Below are 22,489 nucleotides of genomic sequence, written 5' to 3'. Positions count from 1 at the left end.
GGAATGGCAAGACGCGGGCGATGCGCAAGCCGCCGCGGCTTAAAAACACAGTCGTTTCGAACCATTTTGAAAGGGGTGGAAACATGAACAAAAATGAGCTCGTGTCTGCCGTTGCTGAGAAGGCCGGACTTTCCAAGACCGACGCATCTTCCGCAGTTGATGCAGTTTTCGAGACCATCCAGGCTGAACTGAAGAACGGTGGCGACATTCGCCTCGTCGGTTTCGGCAACTTCTCCGTTTCGCGTCGCGAAGCCTCCAAGGGCCGCAACCCGTCCACGGGCGCTGAAGTTGACATCCCGGCACGTAACGTTCCGAAGTTCACGGCCGGCAAGGGCCTGAAGGATGCCGTTAACGGCTGATAAGTTTGCTTGACGGCCGGACACGAGGCCGGCAGTCCAAGTCTTGAAGGGTTCGGCTCACGCCGGACCCTTTTGCTTTTCGGCTGCCCTTGCAGCCGCCCTGCCTTTGGTCTACGGCTCAGCCTGTTCTCAGGGCGGGGTGAAAGTCCCCACCGGCGGTAAGGGCTCACGGCGCCGCGCGTCAAATATGACGCGCAAAGGACGCCGTGACACTTGAAAGCTGCTGCATGATCTTCTCCTTAAATCGGATTCGATTTAAGGAATCATGCAGTAGGCCCAAGCCCGCGAGCACTTCAGACGTTGTTGCGTCGGAAGGTTAGCAGATCCGGTGCAACTCCGGGGCCGACGGTCACAGTCCGGATGAAAGAGAATGATCGGGGGTGCGAAGGACAGGCTGTCCGTCGTCGCATCCCGCGCTCATGCGTCCTGATTTGTGTTGGTCCCCGTTTGCGGATGAAGGACATGAGTGAGACGACCCAACCACTTTTCACCTCCCGTGCCATGGCCGGGGCCGCCTGGATGATACTGGCCGGCGTCGCCTTTGCTCTCCTGAATATCGTCACGCAATGGATGACGATGCAGCTCGGCTTTTCCGCCACCTCGACCGCCTTCTGGCAATATGCATTTGCACTCGTCTTTACGTGCAGCCTTTCGACGATCTCAAGCTGCCGCTCAACGTTCTCGCCGGCTGGCTCGTCTTCGGTTATGCGCCGAGCGGCTATCTCTGGCTGGGGGCGGTCCTGATCCTCGGCGCCTCGCTTTTCATCATGCGCAACGAGATGAAACGCGAGCGCGCCACCGCGTAAGGCAACGCTGCACAACAAAGGCGCGGCATTGTCATGCGCCTGTCATCGCCATCCCGCAGAACCCCCTTGTTTTGAATATTCGACATGGGGGATTTCATGACCATTTCATCATGCAGAACGGCGCTTGCCGCCATACTTCTTGCGTCCGTTGCTTTTCCGGCAGCCGCCGAACCGGTGTTCAATCGCATTGCGTCCTTCGCCGTTGCCGACAATCTGCCGGAGGGCGATGCCCGCAAGGACGCGACTTCCGCGGAAATCATCACCGCGACCGAAGACGGCAACACGCTGATCTATTCCGATAGCCCGGGCAAGCGCATCGGTCTCATCGATATCACCGACGCCAAGACGCCGAAGGCGGCCGGCATCGTTTCGTTCGACGGCGAGCCGACGTCGGTGACCGTTTCCGGTACCAAGGCCCTGGTAGCCGTCAATACGCGCGAAAGCTTCGTCAAGCCTTCCGGCTTCCTCGCCACCGTCGACGTTGCCTCGAAGAAGGTTGAGGCAACCTGTGACCTCGGCGGCCAGCCGGACTCCGTTGCAGTCAACAAGGACCGGACCCTTGCTGCGATTGCCATCGAAAACGAGCGCGATGAAGAGGTAAATGACGGCAAGATCCCGCAGATGCCTGCCGGCGACCTGGTGATCCTGTCTCTGAAGGACGGCGTTGCCGATTGCGCGACGATCAAGCACGTGACCCTGACGGGTCTTGCCGAAGTTGCAGGCGACGATCCGGAGCCGGAATTCGTTTCCTTCAACGGCAAGGACGAGATTGCGCTGACGCTGCAGGAAAACAACCACATCGTCATCATCGACGGCAAGTCGGCGACGGTAAAGACGCATTTCTCCGCTGGCGCAGTCGACCTCAAGAACATCGACGCCAAGCGTGACGGTGCGATCGCCTTCAAGGACGAACAGCAGGGTCGCAAGCGCGAGCCTGACGCGGTCAAGTGGCTGGACGACAGCCGTATCATCGTTGCCAACGAAGGCGACTATGAGGGCGGTTCGCGCGGGTTCACCATCTTCGACACGACCGGCAAGGTCCTGTTCGAATCGGGCGCGAGCTTCGAGCACGCAATCGCTTCGATCGGCCACTATCCTGAAAAGCGTTCGTCGGCCAAGGGCGTCGAGCCGGAAGGCCTTGAGGCTGCCAAGTTCGGCGAAGACAATCTGTTCTTCGTACTGTCCGAACGCGCTTCGATCGTCGGCGTCTACAAGGACACCGGCGCCGAGCCGGAACTGAAGCAACTGCTGCCATCAGGCATCTCGCCGGAAGGTGCCGTCGCGATCCCGTCCCGCAATCTGCTTGCGACTGCCAATGAGGTTGATCTCGGCGAAGACGGCGGTGCGCGCTCGCATGTGATGATCTACGAGCGCGGCGAAGGCGAAGCTGCCTATCCGCAGATCCGCTCGGCCGACAAGGATGGTCTGCCGGTGGGCTTCGGAGCGCTTTCGGGGCTCGCAGCCGTTGCCGACAAGCCGGGCTTCCTGCGCGCCGTCAACGATTCGGTCTATGCATCGCAGCCGACCATCTTCACCATCGACGCGACACAGAAGCCGGCGCTGATCACCGAAACGCTTCGCATTACCCGTGATGGCGCTCCGGCACAGAAGCTCGACATCGAAGGCATCGCCAATGACGGGGAAGGGGGCTTCTGGCTCGCTTCGGAAGGCAACTCCGACAAGCTCTATGCCCACGCGCTGCTGCACGTGAACAAGAAGGGCGAGATCAAGAAGGAGATCGCCCTGCCTGAAGCACTGCGTGCGGGCGAGAGCCGGTTCGGCTTCGAGGGTGTGACGGTCGTCGGCGAAGGCGAAGATCAGGTTCTCTGGATGGCCGTTCAACGCGAATGGAAGGATGACGAGAAGGGCTTCGTCAAGCTCGTCTCCTACAAGCCGTCGAGCGAGGAATGGGGTGCAGTCCGCTATCCGCTCGAAAAGGCGGACGGCGGCTGGGTCGGCCTGTCGGAAATCTCCGTCCACGGCGACTATGCCTATATCATCGAACGCGACAATCTGATCGGCCAGGCAGCCAAGCTGAAGAAACTCTACCGTGTCGCGCTTGCCGATCTGAAGCCGGCAGCCCTCGGCGGCGAGCTTCCCGTCGTCAAGAAGGAAGAGGTTCGTGACCTCATTCCCGATCTGAAGACCCTGAACGGTTACGTCGTCGACAAGGTCGAAGGCTTTACCGTCGATGCCGCTGGCAATGGCTATGTCGTCACCGACAATGACGGTGTCGACGATTCCTCCGGCGAATCGCTGTTCTTCTCCATCGGAGCCATCGACGCGATGTAAGCGTCAGGCCAGGAGAAAAACGGAAGAGGCCGGGACATGACGTCCCGGCCTCTTTCTGTTTCGGCTATCTTTAATGGCGGAAAGAAGCGTCTAGCGGGCGACCGCTATCTGGGCGGCCTCCGCCTCATCCTTGCGCTTGCGGATTTCGTCGGTCTTGTCCACGAGCTTGCCGACGATGTCGAAGAGCTGATCGAGCTCCTTGTCGTCGAGCGCCGAGAAGATTTCCTCGATCAGCTGCTTGCGCGGGTGTTCTGCCGCTTCCAGAATGACGCGGCCGGTGTCGGTGATCGAGACGATCTTGGCGCGGCGGTCCTCGGGGTCCGGCTTGCGTATGACGAGACGGTCGCGCTCGAGGCCATCGATGGCTTCGGTGACCGTGCGCGGCGCGAAGTTCAGCGCGCAGGCGATATCCGTCGAGCGGCAGGGGCCGAGCTTGCTCAGGAAGAACAGGAACTTGCTCCGCGCCAGCGAAACGCCTTCCTCCGTCATCGACTCGTTCACCAGCCGGTGAACGCGGTGGTAAAGCTCAAACAGCCTGTCGGAAACTTCGAATGTCTTCTTCATGATCATCATTGGAAAATTGTGAGGTGCCATGTCAAATGGCAGCAACATTATTGATAGTTACAATTGCTACATTTGTCGACTAAAACCTCTGCAATTCCACGGGAAGTACCTCGGCAAGAAAGAAACGGCCCCCTTTTCCGGAGGCCGTTTCACTTCTAGCTCAAAGAATTTCACCCATTCGGACTATGCTGCCCAGCGCGACGAGCCAGCGGGAGGCGCGTAGCCGTAGCCCGACGCCTCGGCCAGTGTGAAGCGGGCGATAAGCTCGCGCAGACGACCGGCCTCCTGTGCGAGTGTCGCGCTTGCGGCATTCGCCTCTTCGACCATGGCGGCGTTCTGCTGGGTCACCTGGTCCATCTGGTTGACGGCGGTATTGACCTCGGAAAGTCCGGCGGACTGCTCCTGCGCCGAAACCGCGATCGCATCCATGTGCTGGTTGATCGTCACGATGAAGCCTTCGATCGTGCGCAGTGCCTCGCCGGTTTCGCGCACGAGCTTGACGCCGCTCTGCACCTCGACCGCCGAGTTGCGGATCAGGTCCTTGATCTCCTTGGCGGCATTGGCCGAACGCTGTGCGAGTTCGCGCACTTCCTGAGCAACGACGGCAAAGCCCTTGCCGGCGTCGCCGGCGCGAGCGGCTTCCACGCCGGCGTTCAACGCCAGCAGGTTGGTCTGGAAGGCAATTTCGTCGATAACGCCGATGATGTTGGAGATCTGGCTCGACGAATGCTCGATGCGGCCCATGGCGTCGATCGCGCCGGAGACGATGGCGCCGGACTTGTGGGCACTTTCGTTTGCCTGGCCGGCAATGGCGCGCGCCTCGTTGGTGCGCTTGGACGAGCTGCCGACATTGACCGTGATCTGGTCGAGGGCTGCAGCAGTTTCTTCCAGCGACGCCGCCTGCTGTTCGGTGCGGCGCGACAGATCGTCGGCGCTCTGGCTGACTTCTCGTGCGCCGCTGTCGATGCTGCCCGAGCTGGAGGAGACGGCTGCCAGCGTATCGGCCAGCTGGGCAACGGCCTGGTTGAGGTCGTGACGCAGCTGTTCGAAGTCCGGTGCGAAAGGCTCGTTGAGCTGGAAAGCAAGGTCGCCGGCAGCCAGTCGGCGAAGACCGGTTGCAAGGCCGGCTGTCGCTTCCTGCAGGCGGATCTGTGCGGCGGATTCGGCGTCTTCGGTGACGCGCCGACGTTCGGCCTCTGCCTGCGAACGCTGTACCTTGGCATCTTCCTCGAGCTGCAGATTGGAGATTGCGGCCTGGCGGAAGACCTCGACGGCGCGGGCCATCTCGCCGATCTCGTCCTTGCGCACGCCATAGGGAATGGCGGTGACGGTATCGCCATTTGCGAGACCTGCCATCGAGCGGGTGATGATCTGGATCGGGCGGGCGATACCGCGGATTGCGTAGAGGATTGCGCCGAGCACGACGAGGGCCGCAACGGCGATGACAGCCATCTCGATCATACGGATCTGGTCGTGCGTGGTGGAACTGGCAGCAACGGCAGCATCGGCGCCGGCCAGATTGAGCGCGCGCATTTCCTTGATTGCCTGATCGACCTGGTGTTCCGTCTCGCGCATCTCGACCTTGAACACGCTCTGCGCCTTCATGTTTTCGAGATTGTTGGAGAGCTTGACCATGCCGGCGGAAACCGCGAGGTAGGCATCGTAGGCGCTCTTGACCTTTTCGAGCGCTGCCTTGTCGGCGTCGGTGACCATCAGAGCTGCGTATTCGTCCGAAAGCTTGTTGAAGCCATCCACGGTTTCGCCGATGATCTTCTCGGCCGCCTTCTTCTCGAAGGGAGTCAGCGAGATCAGGTGCCGGGCAAACGACATGCGCGTGTCCGAAAGCTGGGTTTCAAGCGCGCGCGAGAGCGAGACGCGCGGCAGCCAGGTGGTGGCGATCTCGTTGTTGCGCTCGTTCATCATCTTGATGCCGCCAAGCGAGGCGACCGCCAGCACGGTGACGATGAGGCCAACCATCAGAAAAAGGGCAATAAGGGTGTGTGATATCTTTAGGCGCGACATGAATAACTCCGGAGGAACGGCGTCCGTAAAAGCTTGTGCATGAATAAGTCGTTCCGGCTCTTGATCGTCATGACGGAGCGGATGCCGAAGCAGGGAGTCATTCCTGCGCTTGGCCGCACGCAAAATGCAGCCGAGCGGAACCTAGCCAACAAGTTCTTACAAAAGCGCTAATCGATTAAAGTGAGTATAATCTGATATTTGCACATAGGAACGCGCTTTATTTCAGTGGAGCGTTTCATGTCGAAACTGCAGTCATCACCTAATAGCGCTGGCTTTACTTAACTGCCCTGAAATAACGGCGAGTGACGGGCGCATCCGCGTGGATGACGGTGTCCGGCGCATTGACGGGTGCTGCTCCCGCGGGCCATGGTCGGCCATGCCCTTCCGCTTCGTTCACACCGCCGATCTTCATCTTGATTCCCCGCTGCGCAGCCTTGCGCTTCGAAATGCCGAGCTCGCCGACATCGTGCGCGGCGCAACCAGGCAAGCGCTTGTGAGGATCGTCGATCTCTGTATCGCCGAAGAGGTCGATGCGTTGCTGATCGCCGGCGACCTTTATGATGGTAGCCAGACCTCGATGAACACCGCGCTGTTTCTCGCTGGCGAATTGCGCCGGCTCGACGGGGCCGGCATCCGGGTCTTCATCATCCGTGGCAATCACGATGCACAATCGCAGGTGACGAAAGAATTGACGCTGCCGCCGTCGGCGCATGTCTTCAAGGGCCACAGCAAGGCTGTTCTGGCAAAGACGCTGGAGAGCGGCCGCGATGTTTACATCCACGGTATGAGCTTTGTTAACGCTCATGCGCCGGAAAGCCTGCTGCCCTCCTTTCAGCCACCGACCGCCGACGCGATCAACATCGGCATGTTGCACACAAGCCTCGCCGGCGCTGCCGGCCATGATCTCTATGCGCCCTGCAGCGTGGCGGACCTCCTGGCGCACGGGTTTGACTATTGGGCGCTTGGCCACGTTCATCAGCGCCAGGTCCATGCCAGCGAACCCTTCGTGGTCATGCCGGGCATGCCGCAGGGGCGCGACATCAACGAAGCCGGCAGCAAGGGCGTGACGCTTGTGACGGTGACCGACGAAGGGCGCTTGTCGATCGAGGAGCGGCCGATCGGCCTTGCCACCTTCGAGAGGATGAACCTTGACCTCACCGGCGTTTCCGAGTGGGGCGATATGATCGATGCGGTCAGAAACGCCTTCCTGCAGTCGCGGGAGACGGCCGCTGCCGACAACGTGATACTCCGGCTGACGCTGACTGGCGCAACGCCGCTTGCCTGGCGCCTGCGCCGCGATGGCGACCTGCTCCAGGCCGAGATCGACAATGTGGCCGCCGGCAACGGCGGCTGCTGGGTCGAGAAGATCGAGCTGGATTGCCGCACTCCCGATGCCGAGACCGGCGTGGCAATGGCCGATCCGGCCGACGAATTGGCGGCGCTTGTCTCGAGCGATGTCTTACCGGCCCATGGCTTCCGTCAGGAGATGCGCGCTGCCGTCGAGGAGTTGCTGCAGCAACTGCCGCCGGATTTGCGCCAGGCCCTGGCGCCGGATGAGGCGGCGGTCGAAAGGCTGGCGTTCGACGCTGGCATCTCCGGCGCAGCGGAGGTGCTCGCGCATCTTCATGGCAGCGCCGGCGAGGCGTCACGCTGATGCGGCTGCGCGAACTCGATCTGGTGCGGTACGGCAAATTCACCGAGCGCCGCCTCGACTTCGGTCCGGCAGTACCGGACAGACCCGATCTGCACATTGTCTACGGGCCGAACGAGGCCGGCAAGTCGACGCTGTTTTCCGGCTTCCTCGACCTGCTCTTCGGCATCGAGCATTACAGTTCCTACGGCTTTCTGCACCCCTATCAGACCATGCGGGTTGGCGGTACGATCGAGGCGGCCGGCCGCTCCCATCAGGCCTTCCGGATAAAGCGCAAGACCAACACGCTGGTCGGTGTCGACGAACAACCATTGCCGGACAATCTGTTTTCCGCCGCGCTTGGCTCGATCGATCGCGCGACCTATCGCATGATGTTCTCGCTCGACGACGACAGCATCGAGCAGGGAGGGGAGGCGATCCTGAAGAGCGAGGGCGAACTCGGCTCGCTGCTTTTCTCCGCCAGTTCAGGTCTGCCGGATAGCGCCGCGGTCCTGTCTGCCCTGCGCGCCGAGGCGGATGCTTTCTACCGACCCCAGGCACGCAAGCATCAGCTTTCCGAGCTGAAGGCCGAACTCGACGCGCTGAAAGTCGAGCGCAACGGGCTGGACGTCAATGCGCGTGAATATGCGTCGCTGCGCAAGACGCTTCTTGCCGCCCGCGAGCGCCATGAGGCGGCCATGGCGCGCCGTGTAGAACTGCGGGTGCAGCGTGATCGCCCTGAGGGCGCAGATAGATGCCCTGCCGCTCTTCCGGCGCCTTTGTGGTTTGCGCGTCGATCTGGAAAAGGCGTCACCCTTGCCGCTGGCTCCGGCTGAGTGGGTAACGGAATTGCCGGCGCTGCGCCGGCGCGACATCGAAATAGTAACCAAGCTTCGCCAGTTCGATGACGAAATCCGGCATCGGCAGGAGGGACTGGAGGACCTGCCGCGCGACGAGGCGGCTTTCATCCTGATGGAGCGTTTGAACGCGCTGCGGGAGATGGAGCTTGATGCGCGCTATGTGACGGCGGCGCGCGATATGCCGACACGAAGCGAGGAATTGTCACGGACGAAAACGGAGATTGCCGCCTGCCTGATCAGGCTCGGCGAGCCCAGTGATCGGGATCCGGCCGCGCTGTTGTTGCCGGCGGTCACAAACGTCCGATTGCAGGAACTCTCTCGGCAACATTCGGCACTACAAGAACGTGTCGCATCGGCCCGACAGGAGGTGGATGGAGCAAAGCGTGCGGAGCAGGAGGCCGCCAGTGAGTTGGCGCGGCTGCAGGTCGAAGGCGGCCCAGCTGTCGATCCGGGTGCGCTTGTCGAGCGGCTGCGGCGCCTGCGGCAGGATGATTGCGGGCTGCGCCTGCAGGCGGCCAGGCAATCGCTCGAGCGCCTGGACACGGAGCTTGCCGACAAGCTGGAGGCCTTGAGGCCCTATTCCGGCAGCGGCGATGATCTGCTTGGCCTGGCGGTGCCCGCTGCTGGCACGATCGAGGGCTGGCGACGTGACTTGGCGGCACAGGAGGAAAGGCGTCTGCGCCTTGCCGACCGTGTCGCCAGCGAAACTGAACAACTGGCCGGAGAGGAAGCTCGCCTCGCGGCCTTAGTTGCTTCGGGCGGCGCCATGGACGACCGGGCGTCCACCGAGCTTCGACAGCACCGGCAGCAAGCCTGGGAGCAACACAAGGTCCGGTTGGATGTGGCGACTGCGACGATCTTTGAAGACGCGTTGGGTCGCGACGATGATGCGACGGCGTTGCGGCTTGCCGAGGCGGCAAAGGTCGCGGGTATGCGCTCGCTGGCTTTGTCGATTACCGAGCGCCGGGCGCGCCTTGATGTGCTTCGGAAACAACAGCTCTCTCTAGCCGAGGAATCGTCGGCGCTGGCAGAGGCTATCAATACGGCCGCCGCAGCATGTGGATTACCCAACGTCACGCAGTTGACGCCACTGGAGGCCTGGCTCGCAGCCCGGCTTGTTGCGCTCGATATTCGTGCGCAACAGCGCTCTACGCGGCTTGAACTCAACCGCGCCCGGGCCGACGAGAACGACGCACGCGATATTCTGAAGGAATCACTTGCCGAGATTGGCGTGACCGAGCGTTTGCCGCAGCGGCTCGATGATCTGCTGGCGTTTGCCGAAAATGCTGTCGCGCAGGCACAGGCGGCTTTCTCTGCCGGTAAGGCCGCGCGCGAGGCAGCCCGGCGCACCAGTGAGATGCTCGAGCAGCGCCAGTCGACCTTGGCACGTGCCGAGGGCGCCCTGTCCTCCTGGCAGGCGCAATGGGATGATCTGCTGTCCACCACCTGGCTTGCGGGCTGGCAGGAACGCCCGCTGCCGGATCAGATCGCGCCCATGCTCGTGGTCTTGCAGGATCTCGACAAGCTGGCGCTGCGCAGGGCCGATCTCGATCATCGTGTCGCCGGCATGCGCAAGGATCAGGCGGCCTTTGAGACGGCGATCGCAGAGCTTGCCGATGTGCCGGGCGTAAACGATACGCTTGCGACCTTCACCGCCATGAAGGCGCGTGTCGCTGACGCCGAAAAACAGGAGGATCGGCGCGCGGCGCTGTCGGCAGAGCTTGCCCGCCTTGAGGAGGAGAAACGCAACGTCGCTGCCGAGCAGGATCTCCATGTCGCCCGCAAATGTCTCGTGCTCGATTTCTTCGGCTGCGAGACATTGGATGAAGCCGGCTTGCTGCTCGACGCTTCCCGCGAGCAGGAACGGCTGCGCCAGCGCATCGCCGAATCGGAGGCCGACCTTGCCTTGCGCCTAGGTGTCATCAGCAGCGAAGACGCGGAGGCCTTGCTTGTCACGCTTGATGACGAAACCGTGCGGCTGGAGCTGGCTCGCGTCGAGGCGCTCCTTGAAGAGAGCGACCGCGACGTCAGCGAACTGCACGCTGACATGCGGACGAAGGAAGGGGCGCTCTCCAATATCGCCGGCGACGACACCGTCGCAGCCCTCGACCAACGCCGACGTACGCTGCTTCTGGAGATCGAGGCCAAGGCGCTCGGCTATCTCAAGCTGAAGGCCGGCCTGATCGCTACCGAACAGGCGCTCCGGCTCTTTCGTGAGCGCCATCGCAGCGCCATGATGCGGCGCGCCTCGCAAACCTTCAGCCGCATCAGCGGTGGAGAATATTCCAGCCTGGCGGCGCAGGCTGACAAGGGCCAGGAGTTCCTGATTGCCAACGCCGCAACAGGCGGCTCCAAGCTGGCGCGCGATCTTTCGAAGGGGACGCGCTTCCAGCTCTATCTGTCGCTCAGGATCGCGGGCTATCATGAGGTTGCCGCCGCGCGCGAAACCTTGCCCTTCATCGCCGACGACATCATGGAGACGTTTGACGACGGCCGCGCCGGTCGCGCCTTCGAGCTGATGGCGGATATGGCCAGCGTTGGGCAGGTGATCTACCTGACGCACCACGAGCATCTTTGCGATATTGCCCGAACCGCGTGCCCGGAAGTGACTATCCACAGGCTATGATACCGCCATTGTTGTCGGCGAATTATCACGGCGGAAACCCGGAGGAACGAAAGATGGAGATCATACCCAGCGGATCGCGAGCGTCGACACGACCCTCAGCGGAATACTTTACCGGTACGGTCAGGCAGGACCCCGTTATCGAAGCGGCAGAGCCGGCCCGTGTGCGCGCCGTGAATGTGACGTTCGAGCCCGGCGCGCGCACCGCATGGCATACGCATCCGCTCGGGCAAACGCTGGTGGTGACATCCGGCCGGGGCCTGGCCCAGGTCTGGGGTGGTCCGGTGCGTGAGATCAGTGCCGGAGACGTGGTCTGGTTTCCGCCCGGCGAAAAACATTGGCACGGTGCCGTGCCGGATACCGCCATGGTTCATCTCGCCATTCAGGAAGCGCTCGACGGCAAGGCGGTGGACTGGCTGGAGCATGTGACCGACGAACAGTATCGCGGCGCCTAGCTGATTCTTTTGCGTGTCGATCGCAGTTTTTCGATTGGACGACGAATCGCCCGCGGGAGGCGCGTTCGTAGTGTGCTCCTGTGTAAGGTACTCAATAGACTCGGTTGAGTGGCGCGTAAGGCGTATGGACGCTCGGCGAAGCCCGCTGCGCGTATTTGTCGTAGGCGACGGTGCGGGTAGCTTAGCATTTGGCAGCAGACGCGTAGCACAGAATTCCCGCACGTACTGTCGACAATGAACGCCTAAACGCCCATGCGCATCTCAAGCTATGCGGTGACAGTTCCGGGGAAAAAATGGTGGGCGATGAGAGACTCGAACTCCCGACATCCTCGGTGTAAACGAGGCGCTCTACCAACTGAGCTAATCGCCCTTCAGCGTTCGGACCGGATGTGTCCGCCGCGTCGGTGGCCGTGATCTAGGCGTAACCGAAAAAAACCGCAAGAGCATTTCCGTCGTTTTTTCGATTTTTTTTGCGCGAGGCGACAGAAGTGCAGGAGTTGCCGGGTTTTCCCATTGTGGAAAAAAGCGGAGAGCGGCGACTGTGGAAAAAGGTGATTGGCCGCGCCACGACTTTCGCACGAATCCCTCAGTCGGTGGCTCGTATCTGTGCGTCGCCTTTCCTCACGCCAGAACCTGCCGCTTGCGCAAAGGGCAGGGGGCTCTCTGTTATGGGGAGGCAGAAGCCGGCTTTGACATTGCCTGTGGATCAAAATTGGCTCCGTCATGGATTTGTCTCCAAACACGCTTGACACCCAAATGCGAACCGCTTAGTTAGCCGCTCATCGAACGGGCAAGCCCGCTCGGTGCCGGGGCGGAAACGCCCCAGCCACTTCAAGATGATGCGGGTGTAGCTCAGTCGGTTAGAGTGCCGGCCTGTCACGCCGGAGGTCGCGGGTTCGAGCCCCGTCACTCGCGCCATTCTTGACATGGTTTGACTTGAGGCATTCTCACGAAGCGCCGATGGTGGTAATACTGACCCCTTGGGTCATATGCGCGGGTGTAGCTCAGTCGGTTAGAGTGCCGGCCTGTCACGCCGGAGGTCGCGGGTTCGAGCCCCGTCACTCGCGCCATTTACCCCTTAATCCCTCCGATATAACAAGACTGCAAATAGCCTGCTTTTGCAGTGCGGCAATCTGTCCTTCAAGCTTCGCTTTTACCGTAAAGTCTGCCCATCCCTGCAAATCAGCGCTTTGCCGCGGCACGTCGTCCAATCCTGTGTCGCGAACCGGTTTAAATGCCCCTCGAAGGCTTGCGCGCAAGCGCGGGCTGCGCTAACCACTCTGGCGTTGCAACATATTTTTCGGCCTGCGAGATTTGTTGTTTGGCGCTCTCCCATGCGCCCTCCCGCAGGCAGGGACGGATAACAATGACTGAACTTCTCGGTTCCTATGTTCCGATCGCGATTTTCATTGGAATCGCACTTGTGATCGGCGTGGCCCTTTTGATTGCTCCCTTCGCCGTCGCGTTCAAGGCGCCTGATTCGGAAAAGCTGTCGGCCTACGAATGCGGTTTCAATGCGTTCGACGACGCGCGCATGAAGTTCGACATTCGTTTCTATCTTGTGTCGATCCTCTTCATCATCTTCGACCTGGAAGTCGCCTTCCTCTTCCCGTGGGCCGTTTCGTTTCACCAGCTGGGCTGGTTCGGATTCTGGTCGATGATGGTCTTCCTCGGTGTGCTGACGATCGGCTTTATCTATGAATGGAAGAAGGGAGCGCTGGAATGGAACTAGCATCCGGCACCACGCTCGTTGCGCCCAAGCCGAAGGGGATCATCGATCCCTCGACCGGCAAGCCGATCGGCAGCAATGATGCTTTCTTCGGCGAGATCAACAATGAGCTCGCCGACAAGGGTTTTCTGGTCACCTCGACCGACGAGCTCATCACCTGGGCGCGCACCGGCTCGCTGATGTGGATGACCTTCGGTCTTGCCTGCTGTGCCGTCGAGATGATGCAGATGTCGATGCCGCGCTACGACGCCGAGCGCTTCGGCTTTGCGCCGCGTGCTTCGCCGCGCCAGTCCGACGTGATGATCGTCGCCGGCACCCTGACCAACAAGATGGCGCCAGCTCTCCGCAAGGTCTACGACCAGATGCCGGAGCCGCGTTACGTGATCTCGATGGGCTCGTGCGCCAATGGCGGCGGCTACTATCACTATTCCTATTCCGTCGTCCGTGGCTGCGACCGTGTCGTGCCCGTTGATATCTATGTGCCAGGCTGTCCTCCCACGGCAGAAGCGCTGCTTTACGGCGTGCTTCTGCTGCAGAAGAAGATCCGCCGGACCGGCACGATCGAACGCTAAGGGTAGGGGGTTCTTAACATGAGTGAAGCCCTGAACGAGCTTGCCTCCTATCTGCGCGAGACGCGCAGCCAGCTGATTTCGGACGCCGCCATCAACTACGGCGAACTGACGCTGACGACGACGGCTGCAAACCTGATCGAGCTGCTGACGTTCCTGCGCGACGACGTGCAGTGCGCCTTCATCAACTTCGTCGATGTTTGCGGTGTCGACTGGCCTCAGCGGCCGGACCGTTTCGATGTCGTCTATCACCTGTTGTCGCCGCGCCAGAACCTGCGCATGCGCGTCAAGGTTTCGACCGGCGAGAACGAGCCGGTTCCGTCGGCAACGCCGGTCTATCCGGGCGCCGACTGGTTCGAGCGTGAAGCCTACGACATGTACGGCATCCTGTTCACCGGCCATCCGGACCTGCGCCGCATCCTGACGGACTACGGTTTCGAAGGACACCCGCTGCGCAAGGACTTCCCGGTTACCGGGTTTGTCGAGGTTCGCTATGATGACGAAGCCAAGCGCGTCGTCTATGAGCCCGTCGAACTGAAGCAGGAATTCCGTAACTTCGACTTCCTCTCCCCGTGGGAAGGGACGGAATACGTCCTGCCCGGCGACGAGAAGGCGAAAGCACGGTGAGACTAAGTCGGCCCGCGGCGACCCTTTGAGGGCGCCGTCCGGCCTGGAGCAATCGGTATGACCGAACATAACGTCCGCAATTTCAACATCAACTTTGGTCCGCAGCATCCGGCGGCGCACGGCGTTCTTCGTCTGGTGCTCGAGCTTGATGGCGAAATCGTCGAGCGCGTCGATCCGCATATCGGCCTGCTGCACCGCGGCACCGAGAAGCTGATCGAAACCAAGACCTACCTGCAGGCAATTCCCTATTTCGATCGGCTCGACTATGTCGCGCCGATGAACCAGGAGCACGCTTTTGCGCTCGCAGTGGAAAAGCTGACCGGAACCGAAGTGCCGATCCGCGGCCAGCTGATCCGCGTTCTCTATTCGGAAATCGGCCGTATTCTGTCGCATCTTCTGAACGTGACCACGCAAGCCATGGACGTTGGCGCGCTGACGCCGCCGCTCTGGGGCTTCGAAGAGCGCGAAAAGCTGATGGTGTTCTATGAGCGTGCCTGCGGCGCGCGCATGCACTCGGCCTATTTCCGTCCCGGCGGCGTGCACCAGGATCTGCCGCACGAGCTGGTTGAAGATATCGGCAAGTGGATCGACCCGTTCCTCAAGACCGTCGACGATATCGACGAGCTTCTGACCGGCAACCGCATCTTCAAGCAGCGCAACGTCGACATCGGCGTCGTCAAGCTGGAAGACGCATGGGCCTGGGGTTTCTCGGGCGTGATGGTTCGCGGTTCCGGCGCGGCGTGGGACCTGCGCCGTTCGCAGCCTTACGAATGCTATTCGGACATGGAATTCGACATTCCGATCGGCAAGAACGGCGACTGCTTCGATCGTTACCTCATCCGCATGATCGAAATGCGCCAGTCGGCCAAGATCATGCGTCAATGCGTGAACCGCCTGCTCGGCGATGCCAAGGTCGGCCCGGTCTCGTCGATGGACGGTAAGATCGTTCCGCCGAAACGCGGTGAGATGAAGCGTTCGATGGAAGCGCTGATCCACCACTTCAAGCTCTACACCGAAGGCTACCACGTGCCGGCTGGCGAGGTTTATACAGCCGTTGAAGCGCCGAAGGGCGAATTCGGCGTCTACCTCGTCTCCGACGGTAGCAACAAGCCCTATCGTTGCAAGATCCGTGCCCCGGGCTACGCGCATCTGCAGGCGATGGACTTCCTCTGTCGCGGACACCAGCTTGCCGACGTGTCGGCCGTGCTGGGCTCCCTCGATATCGTGTTCGGTGAGGTGGACCGCTGATGCGTTTCGCGCCCCTGGCTATGGCAGGATTTCTTCTGCTCGCGACGGCGGCATCCGCACAGGATTCCGTCAACAGCGAAGCGTCCGCCGCGATGCGTGGGGGCTCGATGGCCGATCTCGTGACCAAGGGCTACGAGATCAAGGCAGCCGTGGCCAATGGCACGCGCTACATCGTATTTTTACAAAAAGACCAGTCAGCCTATGCCTGCGAATTCGTTTCGGTGACGAAGTCGCGGTGTGGGTCGATTAACTGATAAGGTGTCGTGAAGAATGTCTGTTCGTCGACTAGCCGAAGACAATGTCCAGCCGGCTGCATTCGCGTTCAATCGCGAAAATGCCGCTTGGGCACAAAAGACAATCCAGAAGTATCCGAAAGGCCGCGAGCAGTCCGCGGTCATTCCGCTGTTGATGCGGGCGCAGGAGCAGGACGGCTGGGTAACGAAGGCCGCGATCGAATCGATCGCCGACATGCTCGGCATGGCCTATATCCGCGTGCTCGAAGTCGCGACCTTCTATACCCAGTTCCAGCTGAAGCCGGTCGGTACGCGCGCTCACGTTCAGGTCTGCGGCACGACGCCGTGCATGCTGCGTGGCGCCGAAGACCTGATCCGGGTCTGCAAGAGCAAGATTGCCCACGACCCTTTCACCCTCAACGAGAGCGGTACGCTTTCCTGGGAAGAAGTGGAATGTCAGGGCGCCTGCGTGAATGCGCCGATGGTCATGATCTTCAAGGACACCTATGAAGATCTGACGCCCGAGCAGCTCGAGCAGATCATCGACCGCTTCGATGCAGGCAAGGGCGCCGAAGTCGCCACCGGTCCGCAGATCGATCGTGTCTTCTCGGCGCCGGAAGGTGGCCCGACGACGCTGACGACCCCGGATGCACCGGTCAGGAAGGCTCCAGCGACAACCAAGAAGGTCAGTGACGCGCCTGCTGTCAGTGTGCCGCCGTCGAATGCTGCACGGGCAAAGACTGATGCCAGCGAAACCAACGCCGCCGTGAAGACACCGGCGACGGCGAAGAAGGAAGCGGCAGCAAACGCCAAGATCGAAGGCGACACCGCCGACAAGTCGAAGCCTGCCAAGGCCGCCGACGTTTCCGGCAAGCCATCGCTCGAAGACAAGAACCGTCCGGCAGGCATCGCCAGGCCGGCAGCTGTCGACGATCTCAAGCTGATCTCCGGCGTTGGTCCGAAGATCGAGGGCACGCTGCACGAACTCGGTATCTACACGTTCGCGCAAGTAGCGTCGTGGAAGAAGGCCGAGCGCGAATGGGTCGACGGCTATCTCAATTTCAAGGGCCGGATCGAACGTGACGATTGGGTCAAGCAGGCCAAGGCGCTCGCCAAGGGTGGCGAAGCCGAATACATCAGAGTTTTCGGCAAGAAGCCGCGGTAAAGAGGTGAACCATGCTCAGAGATGAAGATCGCATCTTTACCAATATCTACGGCCTCAAGGACAAGTCTCTCAAGGGCGCGATGAGCCGCGGCCATTGGGATGGCACCAAGCAGATTCTTGAAAAGGGTCGCGACTGGATCGTCAACGAGATGAAGGCCTCCGGCCTTCGTGGTCGTGGCGGTGCAGGCTTCCCGACTGGTCTCAAGTGGTCCTTCATGCCGAAGGAAAGCGACGGGCGTCCGCACTATCTGGTCGTCAACGCCGACGAATCGGAGCCGGGCACCTGCAAGGACCGTGACATCATGCGTCACGATCCACACACCCTGATCGAAGGCTGCGTCATCGCCAGCTTCGCCATGGGTGCGCACACCGCTTATATCTATGTGCGCGGCGAATATATCCGCGAGCGCGAGGCGCTGCAGTCGGCAATCGACGAATGCTACGACGCCGGCCTGCTCGGCAAGAACAACAAGCTCGGCTGGGATATGGACATCTTCGTCCATCACGGCGCCGGCGCCTACATCTGTGGCGAAGAAACCGCGCTGCTCGAAAGCCTTGAAGGCAAGAAGGGCCAGCCGCGCCTGAAGCCGCCGTTCCCGGCGAACATGGGTCTCTATGGCTGCCCGACGACCGTCAACAACGTCGAGTCGATCGCCGTTGCCCCGACGATCCTGCGCCGCGGCGCCAGTTGGTTCTCGTCGATCGGCCGTCCGAACAATGTCGGCACAAAGCTGTTCATGCTGTCCGGTCACGTCAACAAGCCGTGCACGGTCGAAGAAGCGATGGGCATCACCTTCCGCGAACTCGTCGACAAGCATGCCGGCGGCATTCGCGGCGGCTGGGACAACCTGCTGGCTGTCATCCCCGGCGGCGCATCCTGCCCGGTGGTCAAGGCCGAAGACATCATCGACTGCCCGATGGACTTCGACGGGCTTCGCGAAGTCAAGTCGTCCTTCGGCACTGCTGCCGCCATCGTCATGGATCGCTCCACTGACATTATCAAGGCAATCGCCCGCATCTCGGCCTTCTTCAAGCACGAGAGCTGCGGCCAGTGCACGCCATGCCGCGAAGGCACCGGCTGGATGTGGCGCGTGATGGAGCGCATGGTGCAGGGCCGCGCTCAGAAGCGCGAGATCGACATGCTGTTCGACGTTACCAAGCAGATCGAAGGTCACACGATCTGTGCTCTGGGCGATGCGGCTGCCTGGCCGATCCAGGGCCTGATCCGCAACTTCCGCCCCGAGATCGAAAAGCGCATCGACGAATACACCCGCAACGCGACGTCGCACGGCGCGGTGCTGGAAGCGGCGGAGTAACGGACCATGGCCGGCACGCGCAAGGATGGACAGGTGAGGGGAGAGGCCGAGAGCGGCATTTCGCCCGCACGTCCGCTTGGCGGCGATCCGGCCGATCCGTTCGGCATGGCCGAATGGGTGAAGAACATGCCGCAGGTGCCGCTGCATCCGCTGATGGCGCATCCGGCAGGAGCCGTTGCGGCGGCGACAGCGCTTGGTTTCGGTCTGTCGAGCCACATCGCCGGCGTCATGCTCGGCGCGATGCAGGGCGCCGTAGAAGCGTTGCAGAAGGGCTCGGCTTTGGCCGGCCAGATGCAGGCGGGCGTCGCGGCTGAGGTCGTTGCCGCCCAAGCTGCTCCGGTTCAGGCAGAAGCAAGACCGCAAGAGACGGTGAAGCCGGCAGTTGCCAAGAAAGGCGTGGTATCAAAGCCGAAGGCTGAGAAGAAACTGGCAGAGCCTGTAAAGGCGCCGGTCGCTTCCCGGGCCAAGGTCCGTGCCGCCGACGACCTCAAGCGGATTTCCGGCATCGGCCCGAAGCTCGAGCAGGTGCTGAACAGCAAAGGCATTCGCCGGTTCGCTGATATTGCCGCCTGGAGCGATGCCGACGTTGCCCGCTTCGACGACGAGCTCGGCTTTAGCGGACGCATTCTGCGCGACGACTGGGTAAAGCAGGCAAAGGCGCTGAAAGGCGCAAAAGAATAAGAGGCGGTGACCGGCAGAGGTTACCACCGGCAAGCAGCATGGCTGTGTTGGAATTGTCCGTCGCCTCGAAGGTGGACGGATGGAAGACAGGATTGAGTACGAAGATGGCAAAGCTGAAAGTCGACGGAAAAGAGATCGAGGTCCCGGATCATTTCACGCTGCTTCAGGCGTGCGAAGAGGCCGGCGCCGAGGTTCCGCGCTTCTGTTTCCATGAGCGGCTGTCGGTCGCCGGTAACTGCCGCATGTGTCTGATCGAGGTGAAGGGAGGGCCACCCAAGCCCGCCGCTTCCTGCGCCATGGGCGTGCGCGACCTCCGTCCCGGCCCGAACGGTGAGACGCCGGAAGTCTTCACGACCACGCCGATGGTCAAGAAGGCCCGCGAAGGCGTCATGGAATTCCTGCTGATCAACCATCCGCTCGATTGCCCGATCTGCGACCAAGGTGGCGAATGCGACCTGCAGGACCAGGCGATGGCCTTCGGTATTGATTCGTCGCGCTACCAGGAAAACAAGCGCGCCGTCGAAGACAAGTATATCGGCCCGTTGGTCAAGACGGTGATGAACCGCTGCATCCACTGCACGCGCTGCGTCCGTTTCACCACGGAAGTCGCCGGCATTGCCGAGCTCGGCCTGATCGGTCGTGGCGAGGACGCCGAGATCACCACCTACCTCGAACAGGCGATGACCTCCGAGCTGCAGGGCAACGTCGTCGACCTCTGCCCGGTCGGCGCGCTGACTTCGAAGCCGTTCGCCTTCACGGCGCGTCCGTGGGAACTGAACAAGACCGAATCCATCGACGTAATGGATGCGCTCGGTTCGGCGATCCGCGTCGATACCCGTGGCCGGGAAGTGATGCGCATCATGCCGCGCGTCAACGAAGACATTAACGAAGAGTGGATCTCCGACAAGAGCCGCTTCATCTGGGACGGACTGAAGACTCAGCGTCTCGACCGTCCTTATGTCAAGAAGGATGGCCGTCTGCAGGCAGCAAGCTGGGGTGAGGCATTTCAGGCAGTGAAGGCTGCCGTTGCTGCAACGTCCGGCGACAAGATCGGCGCTATCGCCGGCGATCTCGCGTCCGTGGAAGAGATGTACGCCCTGAAGGAGCTGCTTGCTTCGCTCGGTTCCGAAAACATCGACTGCCGCCAGGATGGTGCCGCGCTCGATCCGTCGCTCGGCCGCGCCAGCTACATCTTCAACCCGACGATCCAGGGTATCGAAAGCGCCGACGCGCTGCTGATCATCGGCTCGAACCCGCGCTTCGAAGCCTCGGTTCTCAACGCACGCATCCGCAAGCGTTACCGGATGGGCAATTTCCCGATCGCCGTCATCGGCGAGCCGGGCGAGTTGCGCTACGAATACGAATATCTCGGTGCGGGCACCGACACCCTGGCCGAACTCGTGTCCGGCAAGGGCAAGTTCGCAGCGACCCTGAAGAAGGCGCAGCGTCCGATGATCATCATCGGCCAGGGTGCCGTTGCAGGGGAGGGCGGTGCTGCTGTTCTCGCTGCTGCCGCCAAGCTCGCAGGCACAGTCGGTGCAGTGACCGCGGACTGGAACGGCTTTGCCGTTCTGCACACCGCAGCGTCCCGCGTCGGCGGTCTCGACCTCGGCTTCGTTCCGGGCAAGAACGGCAAGACGGCCGCCGAAATGGTTTCGGCCTTGGACGTTCTCTTCCTGCTCGGCGCCGACGAGATCGATCTTGCCGGCCGCAGGTCCGGCTTCACGGTCTATATCGGTTCGCACGGCGACAACGGCGCACATGCTGCCGACGTCATCCTGCCGGCTGCGACCTACACCGAAAAGTCCGGCACGTGGGTCAACACCGAAGGCCGCGTGCAGATCGGCAACCGTGCCGGCTTCGCTCCGGGCGACGCGCGCGAAGACTGGGCGATCATCCGTGCGCTTTCCGACGTTCTCGGCAAGAAGCTGCCCTTTGATTCGCTTGGCGAATTGCGCTCGAAGCTCTATGCGGCGCACCGGCATTTCGCCGATGTCGACGCGATTGCCGTCGGCAGTGGCGACGAAATTGCCGCACTTGCTCAAAAAGCCGGTGAGATGGGCAAATCCGTGTTTGCGTCTCCGGTCAAAGACTTCTATTTGACGAACCCGATAGCGCGCGCATCCGCCGTCATGGCCGAATGCTCGGCTTTGGCACGCAACAACTTCAAAGCTGCGGCGGAATGAGCGCGAGGGAATAGAGTATCATGGACGCTTTCGTTTCGACCTATGTCTGGCCTGCGATCATTATGGTCGCCCAGTCGCTGCTGCTGCTGGTCGCGCTGCTGCTTTTCATCGCCTACGTTCTTTTGGCCGACCGCAAGATCTGGGCGGCTGTCCAGCTTCGCCGTGGTCCGAATGTGGTAGGCCCATGGGGTCTTTTCCAGTCCTTCGCCGACCTTTTGAAGTTTGTCTTCAAGGAGCCGGTGATTCCGGCTGGCGCCAACAAGGCAATCTTCCTGCTGGCACCGCTCGTCTCCGTGACGCTGGCGCTCGCCGCCTGGGCGGTGATCCCGCTCAATGCCGGCTGGGTGATCGCGAACATCAACGTCGGCATCCTCTTCGTGTTCGCCATATCTTCTCTTGAAGTTTATGGCATCATCATGGGCGGCTGGGCGTCGAACTCGAAATACCCCTTCCTCGGCGCGCTTCGTTCCGCTGCGCAGATGGTGTCCTACGAAGTCTCGATCGGCTTCGTCATCGTCACCGTCCTCCTGTGCGTCGGCTCGCTGAATCTGACCGACATCGTCAATGCGCAGAGCAATGGCATCGGCACGAACTTGGGCCTGCCGGCGTCCTTCCTCGACTGGCACTGGCTGGCGCTGTTCCCGATGTTCATCGTGTTCTTCATTTCGGCGCTGGCCGAGACCAACCGCCCGCCCTTCGATCTGCCGGAAGCGGAATCGGAACTCGTCGCCGGCTTCATGGTCGAATACGGCTCCACGCCTTACATGATGTTCATGCTCGGCGAATACGCCGCCATCTGCCTGATGTGCGCGCTGACGACCATTCTCTTCCTTGGCGGCTGGCTGCCTCCGGTCGACGTCTGGTTCCTGAACTGGGTCCCGGGCATCATCTGGTTCGTCCTCAAGGCATCCTTCGTGTTCTTCATGTTCGCGATGGTGAAGGCTTTCGTTCCGCGTTATCGCTACGACCAGCTGATGCGTCTCGGCTGGAAGGTCTTCCTGCCGATCTCTCTCGCAATGGTCGTGATCACTGCATTCGTTCTCAAGCTGACGGGAGCCGCATGATGTTGGCTTTCGCTCGGTTGCATACCGCTGGCCGCTCCCAGGCCGGCAAGTCTGGAGGTA

General features: G+C 61.4%; 16 protein-coding genes, 3 tRNA genes, 2 pseudogenes and 1 riboswitch. Of the genes and pseudogenes, 18 read left to right on the top strand and 3 right to left on the bottom strand.

All coding sequences use genetic code 11. From position 1 onward, the window contains the following. Positions 1-83: 83 nt before the first annotated feature. From hupB to ABIE33_RS01700, 3 genes and pseudogenes are all read left to right on the top strand, one after another. Positions 84-359, top strand: a complete 276-nt coding sequence (hupB, locus tag ABIE33_RS01710) for a DNA-binding protein HupB (protein WP_034803616.1) — start codon at positions 84-86, stop codon at positions 357-359. 121 nt (positions 360-480) lie between these two features. Then, positions 481-735, top strand: a riboswitch (FMN riboswitch). 259 nt (positions 736-994) lie between these two features. Next, positions 995-1,165: pseudogene (locus ABIE33_RS01705) on the top strand (EamA family transporter); the annotation flags it as partial. 84 nt (positions 1,166-1,249) lie between these two features. Further along, positions 1,250-3,457 carry an esterase-like activity of phytase family protein gene (locus ABIE33_RS01700; RefSeq protein ID WP_429120588.1) on the top strand — a complete coding sequence of 736 codons (2,208 nt, stop codon included), beginning with the start codon at positions 1,250-1,252 and terminating at the stop codon, positions 3,455-3,457. 90 nt (positions 3,458-3,547) lie between these two features. On the opposite strand, the gene ABIE33_RS01695 is transcribed toward ABIE33_RS01700, so the two are convergent. After that, positions 3,548-4,021, bottom strand: a complete 474-nt coding sequence (locus ABIE33_RS01695) for a MarR family winged helix-turn-helix transcriptional regulator (protein WP_429120585.1) — start codon at positions 4,019-4,021, stop codon at positions 3,548-3,550. Positions 4,022-4,204: 183 nt separating this feature from the next. Continuing rightward, positions 4,205-6,043 (bottom strand): HAMP domain-containing methyl-accepting chemotaxis protein, encoded by a 1,839-nt coding sequence (locus ABIE33_RS01690; RefSeq protein ID WP_429120582.1) that lies wholly within the window; start codon positions 6,041-6,043, stop codon positions 4,205-4,207. A 376-nt stretch (positions 6,044-6,419) separates the two neighbouring features. Here ABIE33_RS01690 and ABIE33_RS01685 point away from each other — a divergent pair, with 376 nt between their 5' ends. The 3 genes and pseudogenes from ABIE33_RS01685 (at position 6,420) to ABIE33_RS01675 (ending at position 11,611) form a co-directional block, all read left to right on the top strand. After that, positions 6,420-7,697, top strand: coding sequence for a metallophosphoesterase family protein (locus ABIE33_RS01685; protein WP_429120579.1), 1,278 nt, complete (start codon positions 6,420-6,422; stop codon positions 7,695-7,697). Beyond that, a pseudogene (locus ABIE33_RS01680) lies at positions 7,697-11,159 on the top strand (AAA family ATPase). Before ABIE33_RS01685 ends, ABIE33_RS01680 begins: the two are co-directional and overlap by 1 nt. 53 nt (positions 11,160-11,212) lie before the next feature. Then, positions 11,213-11,611 carry a (R)-mandelonitrile lyase gene (locus ABIE33_RS01675; RefSeq protein ID WP_429120577.1) on the top strand — a complete coding sequence of 133 codons (399 nt, stop codon included), beginning with the start codon at positions 11,213-11,215 and terminating at the stop codon, positions 11,609-11,611. Positions 11,612-11,905: 294 nt separating this feature from the next. Here the strand turns inward: ABIE33_RS01675 and ABIE33_RS01670 are convergent. After that, a tRNA-Val gene (locus tag ABIE33_RS01670) sits at positions 11,906-11,981 on the bottom strand. Between the two features lie 471 nt (positions 11,982-12,452). Here ABIE33_RS01670 and ABIE33_RS01665 point away from each other — a divergent pair. The 12 genes from ABIE33_RS01665 to nuoH all read left to right on the top strand — a co-directional run bounded on the left by ABIE33_RS01665 (position 12,453) and on the right by nuoH (position 22,429). Then, positions 12,453-12,529: transfer RNA gene (locus ABIE33_RS01665), tRNA-Asp, on the top strand. 75 nt (positions 12,530-12,604) lie between these two features. After that, positions 12,605-12,681 (top strand) — tRNA-Asp (locus tag ABIE33_RS01660). Positions 12,682-12,977: 296 nt separating this feature from the next. Continuing rightward, positions 12,978-13,343, top strand: coding sequence for an NADH-quinone oxidoreductase subunit A (locus ABIE33_RS01655; protein ID WP_112809915.1), 366 nt, complete (start codon positions 12,978-12,980; stop codon positions 13,341-13,343). Further along, entirely contained in the window at positions 13,334-13,912 is a 579-nt protein-coding gene (locus ABIE33_RS01650; RefSeq protein ID WP_077498495.1) for a NuoB/complex I 20 kDa subunit family protein, read from the top strand. Before ABIE33_RS01655 ends, ABIE33_RS01650 begins: the two co-directional genes overlap by 10 nt. Before the next feature lie 18 nt (positions 13,913-13,930). Then, positions 13,931-14,536 carry an NADH-quinone oxidoreductase subunit C gene (locus ABIE33_RS01645; RefSeq protein WP_429120572.1) on the top strand — a complete coding sequence of 202 codons (606 nt, stop codon included), beginning with the start codon at positions 13,931-13,933 and terminating at the stop codon, positions 14,534-14,536. 57 nt (positions 14,537-14,593) lie between these two features. Then, positions 14,594-15,784: an NADH-quinone oxidoreductase subunit D gene (locus ABIE33_RS01640; protein WP_429120569.1), complete on the top strand. Its 1,191-nt coding sequence runs from the start codon at positions 14,594-14,596 to the stop codon at positions 15,782-15,784. Continuing rightward, positions 15,784-16,038, top strand: a complete 255-nt coding sequence (locus tag ABIE33_RS01635) for a hypothetical protein (RefSeq protein ID WP_429120566.1) — start codon at positions 15,784-15,786, stop codon at positions 16,036-16,038. The genes ABIE33_RS01640 and ABIE33_RS01635 overlap by 1 nt, the downstream gene beginning before the upstream one ends. Before the next feature lie 16 nt (positions 16,039-16,054). After that, positions 16,055-17,182 (top strand): NADH-quinone oxidoreductase subunit E, encoded by a 1,128-nt coding sequence (locus tag ABIE33_RS01630; RefSeq protein WP_429120564.1) that lies wholly within the window; start codon positions 16,055-16,057, stop codon positions 17,180-17,182. A gap of 11 nt (positions 17,183-17,193) precedes the next feature. Further along, positions 17,194-18,498 (top strand): NADH-quinone oxidoreductase subunit NuoF, encoded by a 1,305-nt coding sequence (nuoF, locus tag ABIE33_RS01625; RefSeq protein ID WP_429120562.1) that lies wholly within the window; start codon positions 17,194-17,196, stop codon positions 18,496-18,498. Positions 18,499-18,504: 6 nt separating this feature from the next. Further along, a complete protein-coding gene (locus ABIE33_RS01620; protein ID WP_429120559.1) occupies positions 18,505-19,179 on the top strand; it encodes an NADH:ubiquinone oxidoreductase in 675 nt (224 codons plus the stop codon). 104 nt (positions 19,180-19,283) lie between these two features. Continuing rightward, positions 19,284-21,365 carry an NADH-quinone oxidoreductase subunit NuoG gene (gene nuoG, locus ABIE33_RS01615; protein ID WP_429123025.1) on the top strand — a complete coding sequence of 694 codons (2,082 nt, stop codon included), beginning with the start codon at positions 19,284-19,286 and terminating at the stop codon, positions 21,363-21,365. 20 nt (positions 21,366-21,385) lie between these two features. Further along, positions 21,386-22,429, top strand: a complete 1,044-nt coding sequence (gene nuoH, locus ABIE33_RS01610) for an NADH-quinone oxidoreductase subunit NuoH (RefSeq protein ID WP_025426589.1) — start codon at positions 21,386-21,388, stop codon at positions 22,427-22,429. Positions 22,430-22,489: the final 60 nt, after the last annotated feature.

Source organism: Ensifer sp. 4252, assembly GCF_050434565.1.
GTDB lineage: Bacteria > Pseudomonadota > Alphaproteobacteria > Rhizobiales > Rhizobiaceae > Ensifer.
This window is presented reverse-complemented; position numbering and strand designations above follow the sequence as displayed.

Excerpts from the sequence above, each read along its gene's own strand:
- ABIE33_RS01690 (WP_429120582.1), bottom strand. The coding sequence starts at position 6,043 with ATGTCGCGCCTAAAGATATCACACACCCTTATTGCCCTTTTTCTGATG.
- ABIE33_RS01635 (WP_429120566.1), top strand. The coding sequence starts at position 15,784 with ATGCGTTTCGCGCCCCTGGCTATGGCAGGATTTCTTCTGCTCGCGACG.
- ABIE33_RS01620 (WP_429120559.1), top strand. The coding sequence starts at position 18,505 with ATGGCCGGCACGCGCAAGGATGGACAGGTGAGGGGAGAGGCCGAGAGC.
- nuoF (WP_429120562.1), top strand. The coding sequence starts at position 17,194 with ATGCTCAGAGATGAAGATCGCATCTTTACCAATATCTACGGCCTCAAG.
- ABIE33_RS01645 (WP_429120572.1), top strand. The coding sequence starts at position 13,931 with ATGAGTGAAGCCCTGAACGAGCTTGCCTCCTATCTGCGCGAGACGCGC.
- ABIE33_RS01700 (WP_429120588.1), top strand. The coding sequence starts at position 1,250 with ATGGGGGATTTCATGACCATTTCATCATGCAGAACGGCGCTTGCCGCC.
- nuoH (WP_025426589.1), top strand. The coding sequence starts at position 21,386 with ATGGACGCTTTCGTTTCGACCTATGTCTGGCCTGCGATCATTATGGTC.
- nuoG (WP_429123025.1), top strand. The coding sequence starts at position 19,284 with ATGGCAAAGCTGAAAGTCGACGGAAAAGAGATCGAGGTCCCGGATCAT.
- ABIE33_RS01655 (WP_112809915.1), top strand. The coding sequence starts at position 12,978 with ATGACTGAACTTCTCGGTTCCTATGTTCCGATCGCGATTTTCATTGGA.
- ABIE33_RS01650 (WP_077498495.1), top strand. The coding sequence starts at position 13,334 with ATGGAACTAGCATCCGGCACCACGCTCGTTGCGCCCAAGCCGAAGGGG.
- ABIE33_RS01685 (WP_429120579.1), top strand. The coding sequence starts at position 6,420 with ATGCCCTTCCGCTTCGTTCACACCGCCGATCTTCATCTTGATTCCCCG.
- ABIE33_RS01640 (WP_429120569.1), top strand. The coding sequence starts at position 14,594 with ATGACCGAACATAACGTCCGCAATTTCAACATCAACTTTGGTCCGCAG.
- ABIE33_RS01695 (WP_429120585.1), bottom strand. The coding sequence starts at position 4,021 with ATGAAGAAGACATTCGAAGTTTCCGACAGGCTGTTTGAGCTTTACCAC.
- hupB (WP_034803616.1), top strand. The coding sequence starts at position 84 with ATGAACAAAAATGAGCTCGTGTCTGCCGTTGCTGAGAAGGCCGGACTT.
- ABIE33_RS01630 (WP_429120564.1), top strand. The coding sequence starts at position 16,055 with ATGTCTGTTCGTCGACTAGCCGAAGACAATGTCCAGCCGGCTGCATTC.
- ABIE33_RS01675 (WP_429120577.1), top strand. The coding sequence starts at position 11,213 with ATGGAGATCATACCCAGCGGATCGCGAGCGTCGACACGACCCTCAGCG.